Origin of the sequence: Bradyrhizobium diversitatis (assembly GCF_016031635.1) — a bacterium.
In the GTDB taxonomy this organism is placed as follows: Bacteria; Pseudomonadota; Alphaproteobacteria; order Rhizobiales; family Xanthobacteraceae; genus Bradyrhizobium; species Bradyrhizobium diversitatis.
The window spans coordinates 235,460-256,366 of sequence record NZ_JACEGD010000002.1 but is presented as its reverse complement, the minus strand read 5'-3'; the positions used below and the strand labels follow the sequence as shown (position 1 = coordinate 256,366).

The 20,907-nt window shown below is 64.4% G+C and carries 24 protein-coding genes; 5 read left to right on the top strand and 19 right to left on the bottom strand.

Translation table 11 applies throughout. The features are described from left to right. Nucleotides 1-118 precede the first annotated feature (118 nt). The 3 genes from H1B27_RS02665 to H1B27_RS02655 all read right to left on the bottom strand — a co-directional run bounded on the left by H1B27_RS02665 (nt 119) and on the right by H1B27_RS02655 (nt 1,942). A complete protein-coding gene (locus tag H1B27_RS02665) occupies nt 119-274 on the bottom strand; it encodes a Thivi_2564 family membrane protein (RefSeq protein WP_061880958.1) in 156 nt (51 codons plus the stop codon). A gap of 218 nt (nt 275-492) precedes the next feature. After that, on the bottom strand, nt 493-1,140 hold the full coding sequence (locus H1B27_RS02660; protein WP_197964895.1) for a DUF2865 domain-containing protein: 648 nt from the start codon (nt 1,138-1,140) through the stop codon (nt 493-495). 16 nt (nt 1,141-1,156) lie between these two features. Next, complete coding sequence (locus H1B27_RS02655) at nt 1,157-1,942, bottom strand: L,D-transpeptidase (protein WP_197964894.1); 786 nt, start codon at nt 1,940-1,942, stop codon at nt 1,157-1,159. Between the two features lie 207 nt (nt 1,943-2,149). Here H1B27_RS02655 and H1B27_RS02650 point away from each other — a divergent pair, with 207 nt between their 5' ends. From H1B27_RS02650 to H1B27_RS02630, 5 genes are all read left to right on the top strand, one after another. Next, on the top strand, nt 2,150-3,262 hold the full coding sequence (locus H1B27_RS02650) for an AI-2E family transporter (protein WP_061880961.1): 1,113 nt from the start codon (nt 2,150-2,152) through the stop codon (nt 3,260-3,262). Nucleotides 3,263-3,339: 77 nt separating this feature from the next. After that, nucleotides 3,340-3,711, top strand: coding sequence for an ElaB/YgaM/YqjD family protein (locus H1B27_RS02645; RefSeq protein WP_131871948.1), 372 nt, complete (start codon nt 3,340-3,342; stop codon nt 3,709-3,711). 94 nt (nt 3,712-3,805) lie between these two features. Continuing rightward, nucleotides 3,806-4,261 (top strand): hypothetical protein, encoded by a 456-nt coding sequence (locus tag H1B27_RS02640; RefSeq protein ID WP_061880963.1) that lies wholly within the window; start codon nt 3,806-3,808, stop codon nt 4,259-4,261. Nucleotides 4,262-4,448: 187 nt separating this feature from the next. Beyond that, the gene (locus tag H1B27_RS02635; RefSeq protein WP_197964893.1) at nt 4,449-5,591 is read left to right on the top strand and encodes an OpgC domain-containing protein; all 1,143 of its coding nucleotides are present in this window, start codon (nt 4,449-4,451) and stop codon (nt 5,589-5,591) included. Nucleotides 5,592-5,637: 46 nt separating this feature from the next. Continuing rightward, a complete protein-coding gene (locus tag H1B27_RS02630) occupies nt 5,638-6,282 on the top strand; it encodes a TetR/AcrR family transcriptional regulator (protein WP_197964892.1) in 645 nt (214 codons plus the stop codon). Here H1B27_RS02630 and H1B27_RS02625 read toward each other — a convergent pair. From H1B27_RS02625 to urtA, 16 genes are all read right to left on the bottom strand, one after another. Continuing rightward, nucleotides 6,279-7,940 carry a CHASE domain-containing protein gene (locus tag H1B27_RS02625; RefSeq protein ID WP_197964891.1) on the bottom strand — a complete coding sequence of 554 codons (1,662 nt, stop codon included), beginning with the start codon at nt 7,938-7,940 and terminating at the stop codon, nt 6,279-6,281. The genes H1B27_RS02630 and H1B27_RS02625 overlap by 4 nt on opposite strands. Nucleotides 7,941-8,239: 299 nt before the next feature. After that, nucleotides 8,240-8,863 (bottom strand): urease accessory protein UreG, encoded by a 624-nt coding sequence (gene ureG / locus H1B27_RS02620; RefSeq protein WP_197964890.1) that lies wholly within the window; start codon nt 8,861-8,863, stop codon nt 8,240-8,242. A gap of 38 nt (nt 8,864-8,901) precedes the next feature. Further along, nucleotides 8,902-9,630, bottom strand: a complete 729-nt coding sequence (locus tag H1B27_RS02615) for an urease accessory protein UreF (protein ID WP_197964946.1) — start codon at nt 9,628-9,630, stop codon at nt 8,902-8,904. Beyond that, nucleotides 9,611-10,243, bottom strand: coding sequence for an urease accessory protein UreE (locus tag H1B27_RS02610; RefSeq protein WP_197964889.1), 633 nt, complete (start codon nt 10,241-10,243; stop codon nt 9,611-9,613). Before H1B27_RS02610 ends, H1B27_RS02615 begins: the two co-directional genes overlap by 20 nt. Nucleotides 10,244-10,255: 12 nt before the next feature. Then, nucleotides 10,256-10,555, bottom strand: coding sequence for a putative quinol monooxygenase (locus H1B27_RS02605; RefSeq protein WP_027573733.1), 300 nt, complete (start codon nt 10,553-10,555; stop codon nt 10,256-10,258). 123 nt (nt 10,556-10,678) lie between these two features. Further along, nucleotides 10,679-12,394 (bottom strand): urease subunit alpha, encoded by a 1,716-nt coding sequence (ureC, locus tag H1B27_RS02600; protein ID WP_197964888.1) that lies wholly within the window; start codon nt 12,392-12,394, stop codon nt 10,679-10,681. Nucleotides 12,395-12,428: 34 nt separating this feature from the next. Then, nucleotides 12,429-12,968 carry an HD domain-containing protein gene (locus H1B27_RS02595; protein WP_197964887.1) on the bottom strand — a complete coding sequence of 180 codons (540 nt, stop codon included), beginning with the start codon at nt 12,966-12,968 and terminating at the stop codon, nt 12,429-12,431. Between the two features lie 3 nt (nt 12,969-12,971). Continuing rightward, a complete protein-coding gene (locus H1B27_RS02590) occupies nt 12,972-13,439 on the bottom strand; it encodes an endonuclease domain-containing protein (RefSeq protein ID WP_246515119.1) in 468 nt (155 codons plus the stop codon). A 117-nt stretch (nt 13,440-13,556) separates the two neighbouring features. Continuing rightward, entirely contained in the window at nt 13,557-13,862 is a 306-nt protein-coding gene (locus H1B27_RS02585) for an urease subunit beta (RefSeq protein ID WP_061880972.1), read from the bottom strand. Between the two features lie 130 nt (nt 13,863-13,992). Continuing rightward, nucleotides 13,993-14,295, bottom strand: coding sequence for an urease subunit gamma (locus H1B27_RS02580; RefSeq protein ID WP_007605424.1), 303 nt, complete (start codon nt 14,293-14,295; stop codon nt 13,993-13,995). Between the two features lie 37 nt (nt 14,296-14,332). Beyond that, nucleotides 14,333-15,163 carry an urease accessory protein UreD gene (locus tag H1B27_RS02575; protein WP_197964885.1) on the bottom strand — a complete coding sequence of 277 codons (831 nt, stop codon included), beginning with the start codon at nt 15,161-15,163 and terminating at the stop codon, nt 14,333-14,335. 51 nt (nt 15,164-15,214) lie between these two features. Further along, on the bottom strand, nt 15,215-15,910 hold the full coding sequence (urtE, locus tag H1B27_RS02570; RefSeq protein ID WP_028177269.1) for an urea ABC transporter ATP-binding subunit UrtE: 696 nt from the start codon (nt 15,908-15,910) through the stop codon (nt 15,215-15,217). A 2-nt stretch (nt 15,911-15,912) separates the two neighbouring features. Next, nucleotides 15,913-16,674 carry an urea ABC transporter ATP-binding protein UrtD gene (urtD, locus tag H1B27_RS02565; protein WP_197964884.1) on the bottom strand — a complete coding sequence of 254 codons (762 nt, stop codon included), beginning with the start codon at nt 16,672-16,674 and terminating at the stop codon, nt 15,913-15,915. A 4-nt stretch (nt 16,675-16,678) separates the two neighbouring features. Continuing rightward, a complete protein-coding gene (urtC, locus tag H1B27_RS02560) occupies nt 16,679-17,848 on the bottom strand; it encodes an urea ABC transporter permease subunit UrtC (RefSeq protein ID WP_061880975.1) in 1,170 nt (389 codons plus the stop codon). Beyond that, nucleotides 17,845-19,452, bottom strand: a complete 1,608-nt coding sequence (urtB, locus tag H1B27_RS02555) for an urea ABC transporter permease subunit UrtB (protein WP_197964883.1) — start codon at nt 19,450-19,452, stop codon at nt 17,845-17,847. Before urtB ends, urtC begins: the two co-directional genes overlap by 4 nt. 83 nt (nt 19,453-19,535) lie before the next feature. Beyond that, a complete protein-coding gene (gene urtA / locus H1B27_RS02550; RefSeq protein WP_028177273.1) occupies nt 19,536-20,864 on the bottom strand; it encodes an urea ABC transporter substrate-binding protein in 1,329 nt (442 codons plus the stop codon). Nucleotides 20,865-20,907: the final 43 nt, after the last annotated feature.

Below are 20,907 nucleotides of genomic sequence, written 5' to 3'. Positions count from 1 at the left end.
GCAGCACAAACGAAGCCCCGGCTTACGCCGGGGCTTTTGTTTTTGAGGTATAGATATCCGGGAGGACGCAACAAAGGTCCCGGATATCGCTTCGCTCATCCGGGCTACGATACCTTCGCTAGAATACCGCCAGATACTTCAGCAACGACACGATGCCGATGATGATGACAACCACGCGCGCGATCTGCTTGGCCCGGCCGTCCAACGGCAGCATGTTGATGAGATAGAGCACGAGAATGACGACGAGAAAGGTAACGAGTACGCCAACCAGCATTGCAGGACCCCCTTCAGGCAAATTGTGCCACTGTTCTTAACGCGCTGCACTCTGGTCGGTTCCACTTCTGCAACCCGCTGAATCCTTTCGCGAAATCCCAACGATCGGCCGAGTCACCCACGATTTCGTTCTTGCAGATGCGGACCCGCATGCGCTCGCGGCGAGCTTGTCCGGAGACCACTGCCGATGGGGCGACAGCCTGCTTCGTTGCGGCAACCTTACTCCTTCGCCACCACGGGGACCTGGCGGAATTTGGCGCGCACCGAGTCCGGCAGCGGCGAAAAATTCATCGCGACGCCGCGGCGGTCGTTGGCGTTGCGGCTGGCGACCACGAGGCCGTTGGCGCCGGCGACGATGTCGCCCTTGCGCAGGGTGGGATCATCCTCGACCTTGACTTGGGCGAGCCCAGCCGGGTCCTTGCCGTTGCAGGTGCACCCCGCGACGATCTCGTTACGATAGCGGAACGCGTTCGGCAGGTCGGAATAGGACTTCCCGTTCTCCGTCGTGGCGTCGTCGATATTGCTGCCGTAGACCAGCGAAGTTTCCGAGGCCGGGCAGAAGCTCTTGCAGGACTGCGCCTTGCTCGCGGCATCGGTGCCTTGCGCCGGGAAGTAGCGGCCGTCGCAGCCGCGCACACAATAGGCGGTGCCGGCGCCATAGGACGACCGCCGCGGCGCGTCGTAGCGCGGCGCGTCGTCGTTCGGAAACGGCATCCGGATCTCCGGCGGCGGCCGCATCCGGAAGCCGCCGAACAATGCCGAGAAAAAATCCTCCGCATGCGCCGACGGTGCCGACACCAGACCGGCGGAGACAGCGATCAACATCGCCGTACCGCCAGCCAATTTGCCAACCAGGCGCCTGCTCATACGACCTCACTCACTCTCAGTTCACGGCCGACGTCGTGATGTTCAGCGCCTGGCGGCCGGTGGGCAGCGTGCTCACGGCCGGGCGCTTTCGCGCGGGATCTGCGCCTTTGGCCATCAACGGCGCGTTCTTCGGCAGCACCACGACCTTGGCACCGACATTGACCCGGTTGAACAGGTCGATGACGTCCTCGTTGGTCATGCGGATGCAGCCGGACGAGACGAACTTGCCGATGGTGGAGGGATCGTTGGTGCCGTGGATGCGGTATTCGCTGGAGCCGAGATACATCGCACGCGCGCCGAGCGGATTGCCGGGGCCGCCGGCGACGAAGCGCGGCAGATAGGGCTGGCGCGCGATCATCGCGGTCGGCGGATGCCAGTCCGGCCATTCCGCCTTGCGGCTCACGCTCTGCACGCCCGACCAGGTAAAGCCCTCGCGGCCGACGCCGACGCCGTAGCGGATCGCGCGGCCATTCCCGAGCACGTAGTAGAGATAGGTGTTGTTGGTGTCGATGACGATGGTACCGGCCGGCTCGCCCCTGTCGAAGCTGACGATCTGCTTGCGCAGGCGGTCGGGCAACCGGGCGTCCTCGTCGGCGGCCTGCGGCGCCTCGTTGAGGTCGCCTTGAGAGTAACCCTGGGAATAATCCTGGTCCGGCGGATAGGCCTGCGGCTGCATCGGAGCATAGCCGAAGGTTTGCGCGCTCGCGCCACCACAGGTTACCGCGAGAAAGGCAGTAGCGAGCGCGAGCGCGGCGACAGCGCGCGGCGCGGAGCTGCGGCGAACTACAGAAAACTTGGTCATGTGCTGCCCCGTTGGATGTCTGCATCAGGGTGACGCAGCTAGTCCAAGCAACGCAGCGGTGCCGATTCGAGTTCCATCCCAGGCTGCGGCAGCTTGGTCACAGTCAAGCGAGCACATCTTCACGAAGCTGCGATGGAACTCTCGCTTCCTCCGCAACGTTATGGAATGGGCGCGCGGATCGCTAGCCTTCCATGCGGGAGATATGTCGTGCGCGTCCTTCCCAGCGAACGCCTGATGTCCGGAAACAGCGAAGGCGAACCGCTCCCCGAGAGCCGTGGCGAGCTGCCGCCGGTGATCCGCCGCACCGAGTTCGTCGCTTTCGCGCTCGCGGGCCTGCTGCTGATTGCGGTCGTCACCGTTCTCTATGTCGGAAGGGCATTCTTCCTGCCCGTGGTGATGGCCTTCGTCACCGGCACCATGCTGTCGCCGGCGGCGAACTTCCTGGAGCGGTACAAGGTGCCGCGGGGGCTCGGTGCTGTCCTGATCGTGATCGCGGGGACGACAGTGGTCGCCTTTGTCGTCGCCCTGATCGCTTCACCCGTGATGGAGTGGAGCACGCGCCTGCCGGAGCTCGGCGCTCAATTGAAGGACAAGCTGCACGTATTCAACCGGCCGCTGGCGCTGTGGCGAGAGCTGCAGGGCATGATCGGCGGCTCGGAGGGCTTCCCCAGCATTGAGATGCCCAAGGTCGAGTGGGTGCAACCCACGCTGGAATTCCTCTCGCCGACTTTTACCGAATTCCTGCTGTTCTTCGTCACCCTCATTCTGTTCATCGCGAGCTGGCGCGACCTGCGGCGAGCCATGATCATGACATTCAGCGATCGCGACGCCCGCCTGCGCACCCTTCGCATTCTCAACGAGATCGAGGTTCATCTCGGCAACTACCTCCTGACCGTCACCCTGATCAATGTGGGCGTCGGCATCGGCACCGGCCTTATCTGCGCGCTCACCGGCATGCCCAATCCGGCCGGGCTCGGCGCGCTGGCGGCAACGCTCAATTTCATCCCGATCATCGGGCCGGTCGCAATGTTCGTGGTGCTGGTCGTGGTAGGGCTGGTCGCCTTTCCCACCATCGGCGGCGGCCTCATGGCCGCGCTCGCCTTCGGCGGGCTCACCTTCCTGGAGGGGCACTTCATCACGCCGACCATAATCGGCCGGCGACTGGCGCTGAATGCACTTGCGGTCCTGCTTGCGCTGGCCTTCTGGACCTGGATGTGGGGTCCCATGGGCGCGTTCCTGTCATCGCCGCTTCTGATCATGGCCCTGATCCTCAAGGAGCATCTGCTGCCGACGGACGCGCCGCATCTGCCGCAGGCCTGACTGGTTTCCCTGACGGAACTTCCCCGACGACGAAACGTTCTCCGGCTATCTCAGCCGTCAACAGTTTGGAGCTCCCGATGTCCACGCCCAATGCCGAAGCCGGGATGAAAGACTGGACCGACAAAGCCACCCGAGAACGCCTCGAGAAGGATGTAGCAGCCGTGAAAAGCGATATCGCCGCCCTCACCGACCAGATCACCGACGCGCTCAATACTTTCGCCAACTCCACCGGCAAGCAGGCTCGCCGCGGCTATCGCCAGGCGCGCGAAAACGTGGATTCCGCGATGGACGACATGTCCGAGCGCGGCAGCGCGATGATGGAAGCTGCGCAAGACGCCTACGGCTCGATCGAGGAGACGCTGGAAGAGGCGATCACGCAGCGACCGCTCGCGACCGTCGGACTGGCGCTCGGCATCGGCTTCCTGATCGGCGTCGCCTGGCGCCGGTAAGATTGCGGAACGGATGCTGAGACGGCGGCGCTGCCGCGCCGCCGATGTTGGCTTGTGACGTTTCGGCTTGTGGGGGGATTTGAGGAGCAAGGCCATGTTTCAGCGCATCATCGACGGGATCAGTGCATCCACCGGCACGACAATTCGGCTGACCTCCCTTGCCGCAGGCGCGGCCTTTGCGCTGTTGGTGACGACAGGCTTCCTATGTGCCGCCGTCTTCATCTCGGTCCTGGAGGCATATGGCCCGGTGCAGGCCTGCCTGGCCGGCGCCGGCATCTTCTTCCTGCTGACCCTGGCGGCAGCAGGCTCCTACTGGGGTTACAAGCGCGAGGTGCAGAAGCGTGCCCGGATCGCGGCCGAGCGCGCCGCGAAGTCGGCCGCGCAGAGCATGCTTGCGGATCCGATGCTCCTCGCCACCGGACTCCAGATCGTTCGCGCCATCGGCATGAAGCGGCTGTTGCCGATCCTGGCGATCGGCGGCGTCGCCCTCGGCATCCTGGCAAGCCGCGCCGGTGTGCCCGACGAGGTGTCGGCTGAACCTGCCGAGTAGCAGTCGGAGCCGGTCAGAAAATTTCGTCGTAAGTCCTGCGATCGCATCTATCGGCATTCGATAGAAGCCGCGCCGCGCAATTTTGCACCAGCCGGTGCATATCGGTCCCACTCACGCAAACGCTACTCGGATAGGCAGGAGGTTGCCGGTAAAAGCATCATCCTGATTCCAAAAGCTATTTTACTCAATGAAAACGTCCGTCAAGGCGAACCTCGCCGCGTTCCATCACGACGCCAGGCTGTATTTGACGCTCGGCATCGCCAACTGGTCGGTCTTCGTCGACCACGTTCCGAACAATGTCGTCAATCTGCTGACGCTGCGCAATTTCGGCTTCAGCGGCGCGGCGGATTTGTTCGTGTTCGTGGTGGGCTATGGCGTCGCCATCATCCACGGCAGGATGGCGCTGGAGCGTGGCTACTTGGTCGCGGCGACGCGAATCTTTCGCCGCGTCTGGCGGCTCTACGCCGCCTATGTCGTGCTGTTCGTGATCTATATCGACGCCATCGCCTATGTGGCCTCGCAATCGATGGCGCCGGAGATCATCCACGAATACAACATCTCGGGGATTCTCGAGCACCCGCTGCGGATCCTGATTGGCGGCCTCGTGCTCCAGGAGGAGCCGCTGAACCTTGACCTTCTGCAGCTGATGATTCCTCTGATGGCCTTCTTTCCGTTCGCGCTGTGGGGTCTGTTGCGACGGCCGAACGTGACGCTTGCGGCATCGGTCGCGCTGTATCTTGCCGCACGCTGGTTCGAGTGGAATTTTCGGGTCTCTCCAGACCAGGAGTGGACCTTCAATCCGCTCTGCTGGCAGATGCTGATGGTGCTGGGCGGCTGGTTCGCCGTCACCGGCGCACCGGGACGGGCGCTGCGCGACCTTCCCTGGCTGCGGCTACTCGCGGGGAGCTATCTCGTTTTCGCGATGGCGGTCACCCTGTTGCGCCATTCGCCGGAACTGTCCGCCTATCTGCCCGGCCTGCTCCTCGATAGCATCGCGCCGACCGACAAGGAGAATCTTGCGCCTTATCGCGTGATTCACTTCCTCGCGCTCGCCTTGCTTGCGACCCATCTGGTTCCAGCCGATCACCCCGGCCTGCGATTGAAGCCGCTTCAGGCGGTCATACGATGCGGCGAGGAATGGCTCGCCGTGTTCTGCGTCGGCGTGTTCCTGTCCTTTGCCGGCCATCTCATCTTGATCACCGGCCCCAATCTGGTGGCGATGCAGATCGTGGTGAGCCTCGTCGGCTTCGCCGCGATGACCGCCGTCGCCTACTACGTCGCCTGGTCGAAGCGGCAGGACATGCCTGCCGCCCTGAGGCAGCAGGCCTAGTCGCAAAATCGTGCGATTCTGCTAGGCCGAAGGCCATGGCTGCGCTATGCCGGGAGTCTGTGTGAGGAGACCGGGCGTGGCGGGGGCGAAAGGCGGGAGTGACGAGGCTGACAGCGCGCCCCGGCGCGGCCGGCCGAGGTCAATCGAGACCAGCAACGCCATTCTCGAGAGCGCCTATGCGCTGATGGCCTCCACCGGCCTTGCCACCACCACCATCGACGCGGTCGCGCGCCATTCCAGCGTCTCCAAGATGACGATCTACAAATGGTGGCCATCCCGCGAGGCGCTCTTGATCGACGCCTTTCTCCACCACGCCGCGCAGATGCTGCCGCTGCCGCCGGCGAGTTCCGGCAGCCCCGCGGCGCGCGCGCGCCGCCATGCCGCGGCCTATGCCGAAGCGCTCCAGGGCGAGTTCGGCAAGGTCCAGCTCGCCGTTATCTCCGAATGCATCTCGAAGACCGGCTCGGCGGAGCTGTTCTACGCGCGCTACCTGCAATTCCGCCGCGACGCGCTCGTCGAGATGATCGCCGCGGGCCAGCAGGATGGCAGCATTCTAGCCGAGGGGCTTCCCGAGGATCTCTACGATGCGATCTATGGCAGCCTGTTCTATCGCTACGTCTTCGGCATCACGCCGGTCACTCCGGCTTACGCACGCAGCCTCGTCGATCTCGTGTTGCGGCCGAAGGGTTAGCTGCGCACAGGCCTGACCGGCGCCGAGAGCTTGTCCGTGCGGTCGCGCTCGGTCATGTCGACCACCGTCTCCATCGGGGCGGTCAATTCATAGACGTAGGAGACGTCGGTGAAGAAGCGCTTGGCGGTGCCCCCTAGCGCCTCGGGCGCGACGCGGTCGAGCAGGATCAGGCCGAAATCGGAATCCGGCCGACGCGTCGCCTCGCTGGTGTTGAACTCCTCCCAGCGGAAATGGAAGACCTCGTTGCCGTCCTCTCCCGTCACCGTCCAGTTGGCGGTGATGTGCGGATGCTTTCCAACCAGCGACAGGCCCTCGTCGGAATGCGAGGCGAGCTCGAAGAACAGCAGCGACAGGCTCTGCGCCGCGCGTGCGCTGACCGCGATATCAGGACCGGTGACGGCGATGCGGTCCGCATGCGGGATGGCGCGCGCCTCGAACAGGCCCTTCAGCTTGACGCCCTGCCACTGGCTCTCGCTGAGCAGCGAGACCACGTTGGACATGGCGTGGATGCGCCCGATCAGCAGCTCGCGCGCGATGTCGATGTCCGAGCCGTGGCGCAAGGTGCGCGTCACGATCGACTGGATCACCGCCAGGATGTTCTTGACGCGGTGGTTGAGCTCGTCGATGACCGCGGTCAGCCGGCGCTCGAACCCGATCCTGACCTGTATCTCCCGGCTGAGTCGCAGATTGTTGTAGGCGACATAGCCGAACAGGCCGCACACCATTGCCGTGATCGCAAAGCCGATCGCCGCGACGATGATGGCGGTCTGCTCGGCACGACGCGCCGAGTTGGTTTTCGCGTAATAGCTGAGTTGCCAGTCACGCCCACCGAAGCTCACGGTGCGCGTCGCCGACGGCGCCGGCCCGTCCGCTGCAACCCTGCGCGTCGAGACCACGCCCTGATCGTTGGCGATCAGCTCGCCGCCTTCCTTGCGCGGATCCTTAAGCGCGACCGCGAACAACGACATGTCATCGTTGGTGAGCATCAGCGTGGCGAGCTCGTAGGAGAATGTGACGAAGCCGGCAGGCTCCGTTGCTCCCTCGGGAATGACGGGCGCGGCCACGATGATGCCGATCGCGCCGTTCCCGCTGATCAACGGCACCGGGTCCGAGGCAACCGACCTCTTCTCGGCGCGCGCACGCGTCAGCATGGCACTGCGAACCGGATCCTGATCGTAGCTGCGGCCGGGCAGCGTCTTGGTCTCGTTGCTGCGTGGCTCGAGGTCCATCAGCACGTCGATCGGCTGCGTGATCTCGGCCGGATTGATCGGCTTGTCGTCATAGGACCGAATCTGCGGATTCGGGAAGCCTGCGCCGGCGATGGCGGCCTGCGCCGCCGCGAGCTCGTTCGGCTTCAGCCGGGCGATCCAGCCGGCCACCACGAAATCGGTCTTGAAGGCGTAGATCGCCGAGCGCAGCGGCTCCAGCATGTTCGGTTTGACCACGGATGGCGTGCGGAACAGGCCTGAGGCGACACGCGCGAGCAGCTCCCGCTCGGTGAGGCGGTCCTGAACCAGGCTCGCATGAACGTCGATCGCGCGCGCGAGCGCAATCCGATCCAGCGCCAGTTCCTGGTCATGGACGCGATAGGCTGCAAGCCCGGAGAGCAAAGCCCCGAGCAGAGCGATGAAGCCGATGATGAAACCGAGCCTGACCACGCGATTACTCAGGCGAAAGCAGGAGGTCGGCAATAAACACGGAGCATATGAACGCCGCTCGAACGGCCATCTGCCGAAACAGGGTAGACCCCAGTGGCGGAGATAATGGAGGAGGAGGCATCAGTACGCAACTTGGGTCGCCTGAAAAGCTTAATCCGCCCGGCCGATGGACTGGCCGGGATGAATTCGCCCCGGGCGCCGGAGGTAGTTAATCGCCGTGTCCGAAATTTGTTCCGCGGTTACGGCGCCGCCCAAATGTTAACGGCGAGGAAATGCCTGCGCCAAGTGGTCGCGTCCGGTCAGCCCGGCCGTTTCAGGCCGCCTTTGGCTTCGATGAAGCCGACGATTCGGTCGAGCCCCTCGCTTTTCTTCAGGTTGGTCATGACGAAAGGACGCTCGCCGCGCATGCGCTTGGCGTCCGTCTCCATCTTCTCCAGGGAGGCGCCCACATGGGGCGCGAGGTCGATCTTGTTGATGACCAGGAGGTCCGACCGGGTGATGCCGGGGCCGCCCTTGGACGGGATCTTGTCGCCGGCGGCGACGTCGATGACGTAAATCGTGAGGTCGGCCAGCTCCGGTGAAAAAGTAGCAGCGAGATTGTCACCGCCGGACTCGATCAGCACGAGATCAAGTCCGGGAAACTTGGCGCGCATGTCCGCGACCGCGGCGAGATTCATCGAGGCGTCCTCGCGGATCGCGGTGTGCGGGCAACCGCCGGTCTCGACGCCGGCGATGCGATCCGGCGTCAGCGACCCCGAACGCACGAGGAACTCTGCATCCCATTTGGTGTAGATGTCGTTGGTAATCGCCGCAATGTCATAGCGCTCGCGCATGGTCTTGCAGAGCAGGTCCATCAGCGCCGTCTTGCCAGACCCGACCGGGCCGCCGACACCGACGCGCAAGGGGCCGTGAGATTTCGACATGTGATCCGCTCTCTCTCGATTGGTTGAAGCCGCGCCGGTCACGAGCGAAACAGCCGCGTGTATTGCGCCTCGTGCCGCAGGCTGGCGAGATCGGCCCGGAACGTCGCGCTGCCGAGATCGTCCAATGCCGCGTTGAGCGCACGATTGGCGGTCGCAGCGACTGCGGCTTCCAGCCTTGCCAGCACGCGCTGGCTATCGCTCTGACCGAGCGGAATGAGCCGGCTGGCCGCCGAGATCCAGTTCGAGACCAGCGCATGCAGAAAGGCGTGCAACGTCGGCGCCAGCGGCACGGCGTGCTGAGCTGCGACGACACCGACGGCGACCGGATAGACCGGTGGCGTGCTGCATGCCGCAATCACGGCATCCAGTCCGTCGGCATTCCACGCGGCGCGGGCGATGTCGATGAAGGCGCGGCCCTGCGAGGCCGTCTCCAGCTGCCGTTCGCGCGACGGCACGAAGGCGGCGGCGAGCTCGGCGATCTCGTTCAAAGCGGTGGTCTCGCCCGCTTCCGCGGCGCGATAGGCATGGACCAGAAACGTCGCGTCACAGAAGCCGGAGCCCTCGGCGAGCATCGCATCGAGCCAATCCGCGAGCGAGGCGGCGTCGGTGATGTCGCCCGCCTCGACGGCCCATTCGAGGCCGCTGGAATAAGAGAATCCGCCGACCGGGAACGCCGGCGACAGCCAGGTCATCAGCCGGTACAGCGCCGCCGCCTCGCCTTCGGCAAGGGCGCGGGCGCCGACCGGCTCATTTGTGGTCATGAGCATGCTTGTGGCCGTGGTGATGGTCGGGGTGGTCGCAGTGCTCATCGTGGTGATGGTGGTGACCGTGGCCATGATCATGCGCGGCATGATCATGCGCGGCATGATCATGATCGTGGTGACCGTGATCGTGGTGATGATGGCCGTGGTCGTGATGCGCATGGTCATCGTGCCCATGCGCGTGGCCGGCATCGGCATAGGCCCCGCCTTCGGGATCGAACGGCGCCTCGATCTCGATCACGCGCGCGCCGAGGCCCTTCACCATGGCCTCGATGACGTGGTCGCGGCGGATGCGCAGGGCCTTGGCCATGATCTGCGTCGGCAGATGGCGATTGCCGAGATGCCAGCCGACCCGGATGAGGTGGTGCGGATCGCGGCCGCGGATCTCCAGCAGCGGCTCGGGCGCCGCGACGACTTCGATCAGCCGGCCGTCCTCCAGCACCAGCGCGTCGCCGCCGCGCAAAGCGACCGCATGCTCCAGGTCGAGCAGGAATTCGAGCCCCCGCGTGCCGGTCATCGCCATGCGGCGGCGGTGCCGATCGTCGAAATCGAGCACGACCGTATCGACTGGCGCTTCCGTGAAGCGGTGCTGTCCCCTGACCTGCGTCGCCCGGATCATCCGTTTACCCCGCTACCGCGTTTCGACCTTCTCGGGCGTGATCACTTCGATCTTCGGCGGCGCCGTGAAGCACTTCACCGCGACGCGGCCGAACGTCTTCATGTGCTCCATGCCCCGATGCGGCACCAGCGCCTCGGCATTCTCCCACTGCTCGACGAACACCATTTTGCTGGGATCGGTGACACTCTCGTGCAGATCATAGGCGATATTGCCGGGCTCCTTCCGGGTCTCCTTGATGCAGGCGGTGGCGGCTGCAATGAATTCGGCGCGCGTTTCGGGCTTGATGGTCAAGGTGGCAACGACGTAAATCACGAGAAATCCTCCCGGCTTTTCTTCTCGAAGTTGGATACCGGGCGGGACATTAGACCAGGCGGGATCGAACGCAAAACCGAAAAACCACCCGAACATGCTCCAGCGGCATGCAAGCGCGCTATTTCAGTACATGAAATATCGCTGCGCCATCGGCAACAGCTCGGCAGGGGCACAAGTGAGCAACTCGCCGTCGGCGCGCACTTCATAGGTCTCCGGATCGACCTCGATATTGGGCGTGGCGTCGTTGTGGATCATGCTCTTCTTCGAGATCTTGCCGCGGGTATTCTGGACCGCATAGAGCTTCTTCTCGATGCCGAGCTTTCGCGCGAGGCCGCCGGTGACCGCCGCCTTCGAGGTGAATACCACGGACGACGCGGTGCGCGCCTTGCCGAAGGCGCCGAACATCGGCTGGTAGTGCACCGGCTGCGGCGTCGGGATCGAGGCGTTGGGATCGCCCATGGGCGCGGCGACGATCGTGCCTCCCTTGACGATGCAATCCGGCTTGACGCCGAAGAACGCCGGCGACCACAGCACGAGATCGGCGAGCTTGCCCTTCTCGACCGAGCCGATCAACTTCGACACGCCGTGCGCGATCGCGGGATTGATCGTGTACTTGGCGATGTAGCGCTTGACGCGGAAATTGTCGTTGTCCTTGCCCTTGTCCTGCGGCAGCGAGCCGCGCTGCTTCTTCATCTTGTCGGCTGTCTGCCAGGTGCGGATGATGACCTCGCCGAGGCGGCCCATGGCCTGCGAGTCCGAGGACATCATCGAGAGCGCGCCGAGGTCGTGCAGGATGTCTTCGGCCGCAATCGTCTCCTTGCGGATGCGGCTTTCGGCGAACGCCAGATCTTCCGCGATCGAGGGATCGAGGTGGTGGCACACCATCAGCATGTCCAGATGCTCGTCGATGGTGTTGCGGGTGAAGGGCCGCGTCGGGTTGGTCGAGGACGGCAGCACGTTTTTCAGGCCGGCGATCTTGATGATGTCAGGGGCGTGACCGCCGCCGGCGCCTTCGGTGTGGAAGGCATGAATGGTGCGGCCCTTGAAGGCCTTGACCGTGTCCTCGACGAAGCCGGATTCGTTCAGCGTGTCGGTGTGGATCATGACCTGGATGTCGTGATCGTCGGCAACCGACAGGCAATTGTCGATCGCCGCCGGCGTGGTGCCCCAGTCCTCGTGCAGCTTCAGCGCACAGGCGCCGGCCTTGATCATCTCGACCAGCGCGGCGGGACGCGACGCGTTGCCCTTGCCTGAGATGCCGAGATTGACTGGGAAGGCGTCGAACGACTGGATCATCCGCCCCATGTGCCACGGCCCCGGCGTGCAGGTGGTGGCGAAGGTACCGTGCGACGGGCCGGTGCCGCCGCCGAGCATCGAGGTGACGCCACTCATCAGCGCGTGCTCGATCTGCTGCGGACAGATGAAATGGATGTGGCTGTCGAAGCCGCCGGCGGTGAGAATCTTGCCTTCGCCCGCGATCACATCGGTCCCGGGGCCGATGATGATGGTAACGCCCGGCTGGATGTCGGGATTACCGGCCTTGCCGATGCCTGCGATCATGCCCTCCTTGATCGCGACGTCGGCCTTGACGATGCCCCAGTGATCGACGATCAGCGCATTGGTGATGACCGTGTCGGCCGCACCCTGCCTGTTGGTGACTTGCGACTGCCCCATGCCGTCGCGGATGACCTTGCCGCCGCCGAACTTCACCTCCTCGCCGTAGGTGGTGAAATCCTTCTCGACCTCGATGATGAGGTCGGTATCGGCCAGCCGCACCCTGTCGCCGGTGGTCGGGCCGAATATGTCGGCATAGACGGAACGCTTCATTTTGACGGACATCACAAGCCCCGTTTGCGTTTGAATATCTGGTGGATCACAACAGCGCCCTCGCTGCTTTCACGGCATCATCGAACTTCTCGTCCAGCCACGCATTTCCGCCGCGGCAGCCCGCAACGACCTGCGTGGCCCACGCGATATAGTCGGCGAGATCCTCGCGCTCCTCGTCACTCGGATCGGTTTGAATGCGCGCGCCCGTATTGCTGATTTTATCGGCGATCTTGATCAGCTTGGCCCCGGCGGATTTCTTCGGCGCGTCCAGCACCTGAAGCCGCCGCCGCTCGGCCTTCGGCAAGCTCATGTCATCGGTGCATTCGACAACGAGCGAGGCGACACGTTCGGAAAATCTCCGCGCGAGCTCGTCGCGTGTGGTGTCGGTGTCCTCGATCGTGTCGTGCAGCCAGCCGGCCGCGACCAGTTCGGCATCGGCACCGTCAGTCGCGGTCGCAAGCAGGTTCGCGACCTCGGCGAGATGATTGATATACGGCTCATTGCCGCGCCCCTTGCGCGCCATGCCGTTGTGGCGGCGCGCGGCGAGCTCGGCAGCTTCCGAGACGAGGCGGATGGCGGACAGCATGCTTCAGGCCTCCTCGACTCCGGGAGATGCGCCACTCCTGTCGTCAGTCAGGGACGCATCGCTGGACAGGTTCCCTCCCCCCTTGCGGGGGAGGGTTAGGGAGAGGGGTGCCGCTTGCTCCGCTGCTTCGAAGATGGAAAGAACAACGCCCTCTAGGTGCTTCATCACGTCGTCATTGGTGAAGCGAAGGACCCGATAGCCGCGGGATGCGAACCATTGGTCGCGCCGTTCGTCATGCTGGATACGTTCTCCGAAGTCGTGGCTTTCACCGTCGAGCTCAACGATGAGCTTGCAGGAATGCGCGACGAAATCGGCGATGTAATTGCCCATGGGAGTCTGGCGACGAAAGGCCAAGCCCGCGAGTCGATCCGCCTTCAGGTGGCGCCACAGCAACGCCTCCGCGCGAGTCATCTCGCGCCTCAGTCGTTTGGCGCGGATTCTTTGGAACTGAGGGACCTCGTCGTGTGGCATACCCCTCTCCCCAACCCTCCCCCGCAAGGGGGGAGGGAGCCTGACCGGCGTGCTCACCTCACTGTCGATCACTGCACTCGCCTCAACCGTGCCGCGCCGCGCTCGTTCCTCCGGATGTCACAGCTTCCCCATGACCTCGCCGCGGAAACCGTAGATCGTCTTCTTTCCCGCCATGGCGACGAGCTGGACGTCGCGGGTCTGGCCGGGCTCGAAGCGGACGGCGGTGCCGGCGGCAATGTCGAGGCGCATGCCGCGGGCCTTCTTGCGGTCGAATTTCAGCGCGGGGTTGGTCTCGAAGAAATGGTAGTGCGAGCCGACCTGGATCGGGCGGTCGCCGGTGTTGGCAACCGTCAGCGTCACGGTCTTGCGCCCGGCATTCAGCTCGATTTCGCCGTCCTGGATGAAGAGTTCGCCGGGGATCATGTGCTACCTCGTCTTGCTCCGCTGCGTCATGGCCGGGCTTGTCCCGGCCATCCACGTGGGGCCGCTTGGTTGATGGTCGTGGATGCCCGGGACAAGCCCGGGCATGACGATGTTGATACAGTTTCGCGCTTCAACGGATCGGCTCGTGCACGGTGACGAGCTTCGTTCCGTCAGGGAATGTCGCCTCGACCTGGATGTCGTGGATCATCTCGGGAATCCCCGGCATCACCTGGTCGCGGGTCAGGACCTGCGCGCCGGATTGCATCAGCTCGGCAACGGTACGACCGTCGCGCGCGCCTTCGAGGATGAAATCGGAGATGATCGCGATCGCCTCGGGATGGTTGAGCTTGACGCCGCGGTCCAGCCTGCGGCGCGCCACGATCGCCGCCATCGAGATCAGAAGCTTGTCCTTTTCGCGGGGAGACAGATTCATGCGACATCTCTTCCGTTCAACACGTCAATTCAACCACTCAATTCAGCCAGAGCCGCGGCAGGGCGACGCCGGTGCGCGCCAGCACGGCCATCATGTCGGCGCGCAAACGCGCCGCATCTTGGGCACAGAACCGCGCCATTGCAAAGCCATTCCAGGCGGATATCCCGACCTCGCCGGAGAACGACTCCGATGCCTCGCGGATGCGCTCGACCAGCGCCTCATCGCCGGGCACGATCAGGGCCGTGCCGATCGCCGCGCCGCCCTTGGCAACTGCTGATCGCGCGAGCTTTGCGCCGATATCGCCGCCGAGCCTGACCGTCTCAGCAAGGACCAGCCTGCCGCCGCGGCGCATCCGCCAGCGGTCGACGAATTCGCCCTGCTCCATCCGCTCGCCCATGGCGGCGCGGCCGAACACGACGATCTCGCAAAGCAGGAGCGAGGCGCTCTCGTCGAGCGCGATGTCGAAGCGGCGCTGAACCCGGGCGCGATCGAACAGGATCGTCTCCTGAGGCAGCCAGGCAAGACGCGCACCCGCGCCGGCCTTCAGGGCGATGTTGAGCTGCGCCGCCGAGCCCGGCGCGCGATAGACCTTTTCAGCCGCCGCCGTCGTCAGTGTCAGCCGCGAGCTATCCGCCGCCGATATCTCGATGTCGAAGCGATCACCGCCAGCAACGCCGCCGGCGGTATTGACGAACACGCCGGAGAGGCCCTCGTCTTCGGGCGAGGGAAAGCGCACGCGGAGCGAACCGGATTCATGCAAGGCCCCGCGCCGCGTCACGCCGTCACGCGCGTGCACGTCGAACCTGACAGCGCCACGGGCGCGGTTGGCCTCGAACACCGAATTTGTCGCTAAAGCGTCGCTGCGCATCCGTCTCCCCAGCCGGCCGCGGCAGGATTACTTGGCTTACTGGCCCCTGGCCTACAGCGCCATCTGGCGGCTGATCTCGCCGGGGTCCAGGTTGGCGCGATCACAGGTGAACTTCACCGCGCCGCGATCCATCACCGCGAAACTGTCGCCGAGTTCGCAGGCAAAGTCGAGATATTGTTCGACCAGCACGATGGCGATGTTGCCGAGGTTGCGCAGGTAGGAGATGGCGCGGCCGATGTCCTTGATGATCGAGGGCTGGATGCCCTCGGTCGGCTCGTCCAGCAGGAGCAGCTTCGGCCGCATCACCAGGGCGCGGCCGATGGCGAGCTGCTGCTGCTGGCCGCCGGAGAGGTCGCCGCCGCGCCGGCCGAGCATGGATTGCAGCACCGGAAACAGCGAGAAGACGTCGTCCGGAATATGCCTGTCCTCGCGCTTGAGCGGCCCGAAGCCGGTCTTGAGGTTTTCCTCGACCGTCAGCAGCGGAAAGATCTCGCGGCCCTGCGGCACGAAACCGATGCCCTTGCGCGCACGCTCATAGGGCTTCAGGCCGGTGATGTCGCTGCCATCGAACACGATCGCACCCGAGGAGATCGGATACTGCCCGACCATGGCGCGCAAGAGGGACGTCTTGCCGACGCCGTTGCGCCCGAGCACGCAAGTCACCTTGCCCGGCTCGGCCGAGATCGAGACGCCGCGCAGTGCCTGCGCCGCGCCGTAGAACAGGTTGATGTCCTTGACCTCAAGCATGCTCAGCGTCCCAGATAGACTTCGATGACCCGCTCGTTGGACGAGACCTGGTCGATGGTTCCTTCCGCGAGCACGGTGCCTTCGTGCAGGCACGTGACCTTGACCCCGAGCTCGCGCACGAAGGTCATGTCGTGCTCGACCACCATGACCGTGTGAGTCTTGTTGATCTCCTTCAGCAACTCGGCGGTGAGATGCGTCTCGACGTCGGTCATGCCGGCGACAGGCTCGTCGACGAGGAGCAGCTTGGGATCCTGCGCCAGTAGCATGCCGATCTCCAGCCACTGCTTCTGGCCATGGCTGAGGCTGCCGGCGAGCCGGTTGCGGGCCTCGGTGAGACGGATCGTCTCCAGCACCCTGTCGATGCGCTCGGCTTCCGCCCTGCTGCCGCGCCAGAACAGCGTGGCCTTGACGCTGTGATCGACATTGAGCGCGAGCAGCAGGTTGTCCTGCACGGTCTGACTCTCGAACACGGTCGGCTTCTGGAATTTCCGGCCGATACCGAGTTCGGCGATGCGGGTCTCGTCGAGCCGCGTCAGGTCGGTGACGCCGTCGAACAGCACGGTGCCCTCGTCGGGCTTAGTCTTGCCGGTGATGATGTCCATCATTGTGGTCTTGCCGGCGCCGTTCGGGCCGATGATGGCGCGCATCTCGCCGGGCTCGAGCGTCAGCGACAGATTGTTGATGGCGTGGAAGCCGTCGAACGAGACGTGCACCCCGTCCAGATAGAGCATCGCGGAAGTCGCGCGGGTATCCATGACGTTCATCGCGCTACTCCGCCATCTTGGGTTCGGTGACGCCGTCCTCGGCCGCCGCGCTCACGGAGGCCGCGGCGGTGCGTTTTTCCTTCGACGAGTCCCACCAGGCGTTGAAGGTGCCGACGATGCCCTTCGGCAGCAGCAGCGTCACCAGGATGAACAGCGCGCCCAGCATGAACAGCCAGTACGGCGCGAGCATGCCGGAGGTGAAGAACGTTTTTGCGTAATTGACGACGACAGCACCCAGCGCGGCGCCGACCAGCGTGCCGCGGCCGCCGACCGCGACCCAGATCACCGCCTCGATCGAGTTGCCCGGCGCGAACTCGCTCGGATTGATGATGCCGACCTGCGGCACGTAGAGCGCGCCGGCGACGCCGGCCATGCAGGCCGAGACCGTGAACACGAACAGCTTGTAGGATTCGACACGGTAGCCCAGGAAGCGCGTCCGCGATTCCGCGTCGCGCACCGCGATCAGCACCTTGCCGAGCTTGGACGAGACGATGGCGCGGCAGATCAAGAAACCTACGATCAGCGCCAGGCAGCTCAGCGCGAACAGCGCGGCACGGGTGCCCTCCGCCTGCACGTTGAAGCCCAGAATGTCCTTGAAATCGGTGAGGCCGTTATTGCCGCCGAAGCCGAAGTCGTTGCGGAAGAAGGCAAGCAGCAGCGCATAGGTCATCGCCTGCGTGATGATCGACAGGTACACGCCGGTGACGCGGGAGCGGAACGCGAGCCAGCCGAAGCAGAAGGCGAGCAGGCCGGGCACGACCAGCACCATCAGCGCGGCGAACCAGAACATGTCGAAGCCGTACCAGTACCACGGCAGCTTCTCCCAGTTCAGGAACACCATGAAATCGGGCAGGACCGGATTGCCGTAAACGCCGCGGGTGCCGATCTGCCGCATCAGGTACATGCCCATGGCGTAGCCGCCGAGCGCGAAGAAGGCGCCGTGCCCGAGCGAGAGGATGCCGCAATAGCCCCAGATCAGGTCGATCGAGAGCGCCAGGATGGCGTAGCAGACATATTTGCCCCAGAGCGCGACGAGATAGGTCGGCACTTGCAGGAACGAGCCCGCGGGCAGCAGCAGGTTGGAGAGCGGGATGAGGATGCCGCAGGCCGCGACGACGGCGAGGAAGATCGTCGCGCTGCGGTCCAGCGATCGCGTCAGCATGTGAGGGGTCATGCTTCCACCGCGCGGCCCTTGAGCGCGAACAGGCCGCGCGGCCGCTTTTGAATGAACAGGATGATGAGGACCAGGATCGCGATCTTGCCGAGCACGGCGCCGGCGACCGGCTCCAGGAACTTGTTGGCGATGCCGAGCGTGAAGGCGCCGACCAGCGTGCCCCAGAGATTGCCGACGCCACCGAACACCACGACCATGAAGCTGTCGATGATGTAGCTCTGGCCAAGATTGGGGCTGACATTGTCGATCTGCGACAGCGCCACGCCGGCGATGCCGGCGATGCCCGAGCCGAGGCCGAAGGTCAGCGCATCGACGCGCGAGGTGGCAATGCCCATCGAGGCCGCCATGCGGCGGTTCTGCGTCACCGCGCGCATCTCGAGGCCGAGCGCCGTGTAGCGCAGCATCGCGAGCAGGATCATGAACACGGCGAGCGTGAAGACGAGGATCCAGAGCCGGTTATAGGTGATGGTGATCTGGCCGAGCTCGAACGCGCCGCTCATCCAGGAGGGGTTGCCGACCTCGCGGTTGGTCGGACCGAACATGGTTCGCACCGCCTGCTGCAGCACGAGCGACAGGCCCCAGGTTGCCAGCAGCGTCTCCAGCGGCCGGCCATAGAGGAAGCGGATGATGCTGCGCTCGATCAAGACGCCGATGGCGCCGGCGACGAGGAAGGCGAGCGGCACGGCGATCAGCAGCGAATAGTCGAACAGGCCGGGATAGCGAGTGCGGATCACCTCCTGCACCACGAAGGTGGTGTAGGCCCCGATCATCACCATCTCGCCATGCGCCATGTTGATGACGCCCATCACGCCGAAAGTGATGGCGAGTCCGATCGCCGCGAGCAGCAGCACCGAGCCGAGCGAGAGGCCGTACCAGGCGTTCTGCACCATGGACCAGACCGCCAGCGAGCTCTGGATCGAGCCGATCGCGCTCGCGGCGGCCTTGGTTACAGACGCCGGCTGGTCGCCCATGCCGGTCAGCAGCGCCAGCGCGTCCTGGTCGCCGCGCGCCTTGAGGGTGGCGACGGCCTCGAGCTTCTCGACCTCGGTGGCGTCGGACTTGAACAGCAGGATCGCGGCGCGGGCCTCGCCGAGCGCGGTCTTGACGGATCTGCTGGTTTCCTTGGCAAGCGCCGCATCGACCGCCTCGAGCGCGGTCTCCTCATGCGACTTGAAGACGGACTGCGCGGCCTGCAGCCGCGTTCCGACGTCCGGCGACTGAAGCGTCAGGCCGCCGAGCGCGGCATCGACGCTGCGGCGCAGGCGGTTGTTGAGGCGGACCGCGCTCGCACTGTCGGGAACGCTGGCGACGGCCGCGCCCGTCGCGGCGTCGATCGACTTGCCGTCGGCGCCGGTGACGTAAACCTTCTTGCTGTCTGGATCGGCCATGAGACGGCCGTCCTGGAGCGCGCTGATGATGGGGAAAGCCAACGGGTTGCCGCTGCCCGCGACCACGCCGATCGCCTCCTCCGTGTCGGAAAAATCATCATTGGCGAATTTGGCGACCGCATCCTCGAACGGCCCGGCGAAGGCCGGCAACGCGAACGCGATCAGAAACAACGAGAGTGCAAGCGAACAGAGACGGGCGGACAAATGGGCTGGCACTGTGAATGACCCCGGCAGAAATGAATGGAGAAGGCGGCGGGATCGCCGCCCTCTCCGATCTTGCAATGGACGTCAGATCCGGATCAGGAGCCCGAACCGAGACACTTGTTGGTCTTGGTGTTGAAGTTGCCGCACTTCTTGCCGACCCAGTCGCCGATCAGGTCCTTGGAGCCTTCCAGCTCCTTCGACCAGGCATCGCCCGCGACGAGGCCCGGCGTCTTCCAGACCACGTCGAACTGGCCGTTCGCCTTGATCTCGCCGATGAACACCGGCTTAGTGATGTGGTGGTTCGGCAGCATCTTCGACACGCCGCCGGTCAGGTTCGGCGCCTCGATGCCGGGAAGCGCGTCGATCACCTTGTCCGGATCGGTCGACTTCACCTTCTCGACCGCCTTTACCCACATGTTGAAGCCGATCACGTGCGCTTCCATCGGGTCGTTGGTCACGCGCTTGGGGTTCTTGGTGTAGGCCTGCCAGTCCTTGATGAACTTCTCGTTCGACCCGTCCTTGGTCTTGATCGACTCGAAGTAGTTCCAGGCAGCGAGATGACCGACCAGCGGTTTGGTGTCGATGCCGGCGAGCTCTTCCTCACCCACGGAGAACGCGACGACCGGGATGTCCTTTGCCTTGATGCCCTGGTTGCCGAGCTCCTTGTAGAAGGGAACGTTGGCGTCACCATTGATGGTCGAGACCACCGCGGTCTTCTTGCCGGCCGAGCCGAACTTTTTGATGTCGGCCACGATCGTCTGCCAGTCGGAGTGACCGAACGGCGTGTAGTTGATCATGATGTCTTCCTGGGCGACACCCTTCGACTTCAGATAGGCTTCCAGGATCTTGTTGGTCGTGCGCGGATAAACGTAGTCGGTGCCCGCGAGCACCCAGCGCTTCACCTTCTCTTCCTTCATCAGATAGTCGACGGCCGGGATCGCCTGCTGGTTCGGTGCCGCACCCGTGTAGAACACGTTGCGCTCGCTCTCCTCACCCTCGTACTGCACGGGGTAGAACAGGATGTTGTTCAGCTCCTTGAAGACCGGCAGCACCGACTTGCGTGACACCGAGGTCCAGCAGCCGAACACGACCGAGACCTTGTCCTTGGTGATCAGCTCGCGCGCCTTTTCGGCGAACAGCGGCCAGTTCGAAGCGGGGTCGACGACGACGGCTTCCAGCTTCTTGCCGAGCACGCCGCCCTTCTTGTTCTGCTCATCGATCAGGAAGAGGATGGTATCCTTCAGCGTGGTTTCGCTGATCGCCATGGTGCCGGACAGGGAGTGGAGCACGCCGACCTTGATGGTGTCGTCCGCGGCCTTCGCGCCAGTCAATGAAGCCAGACCAAGCACCAGTCCGGCGGTCGCGGCGAGCACGCCACGGCGGCTAAATGAAGCCGCTATATCGTGAGTGGATTTGCTAAACATGAGTGTCTCATCTCCCTGACGCAGACGTGAAAATGCTGCGAAA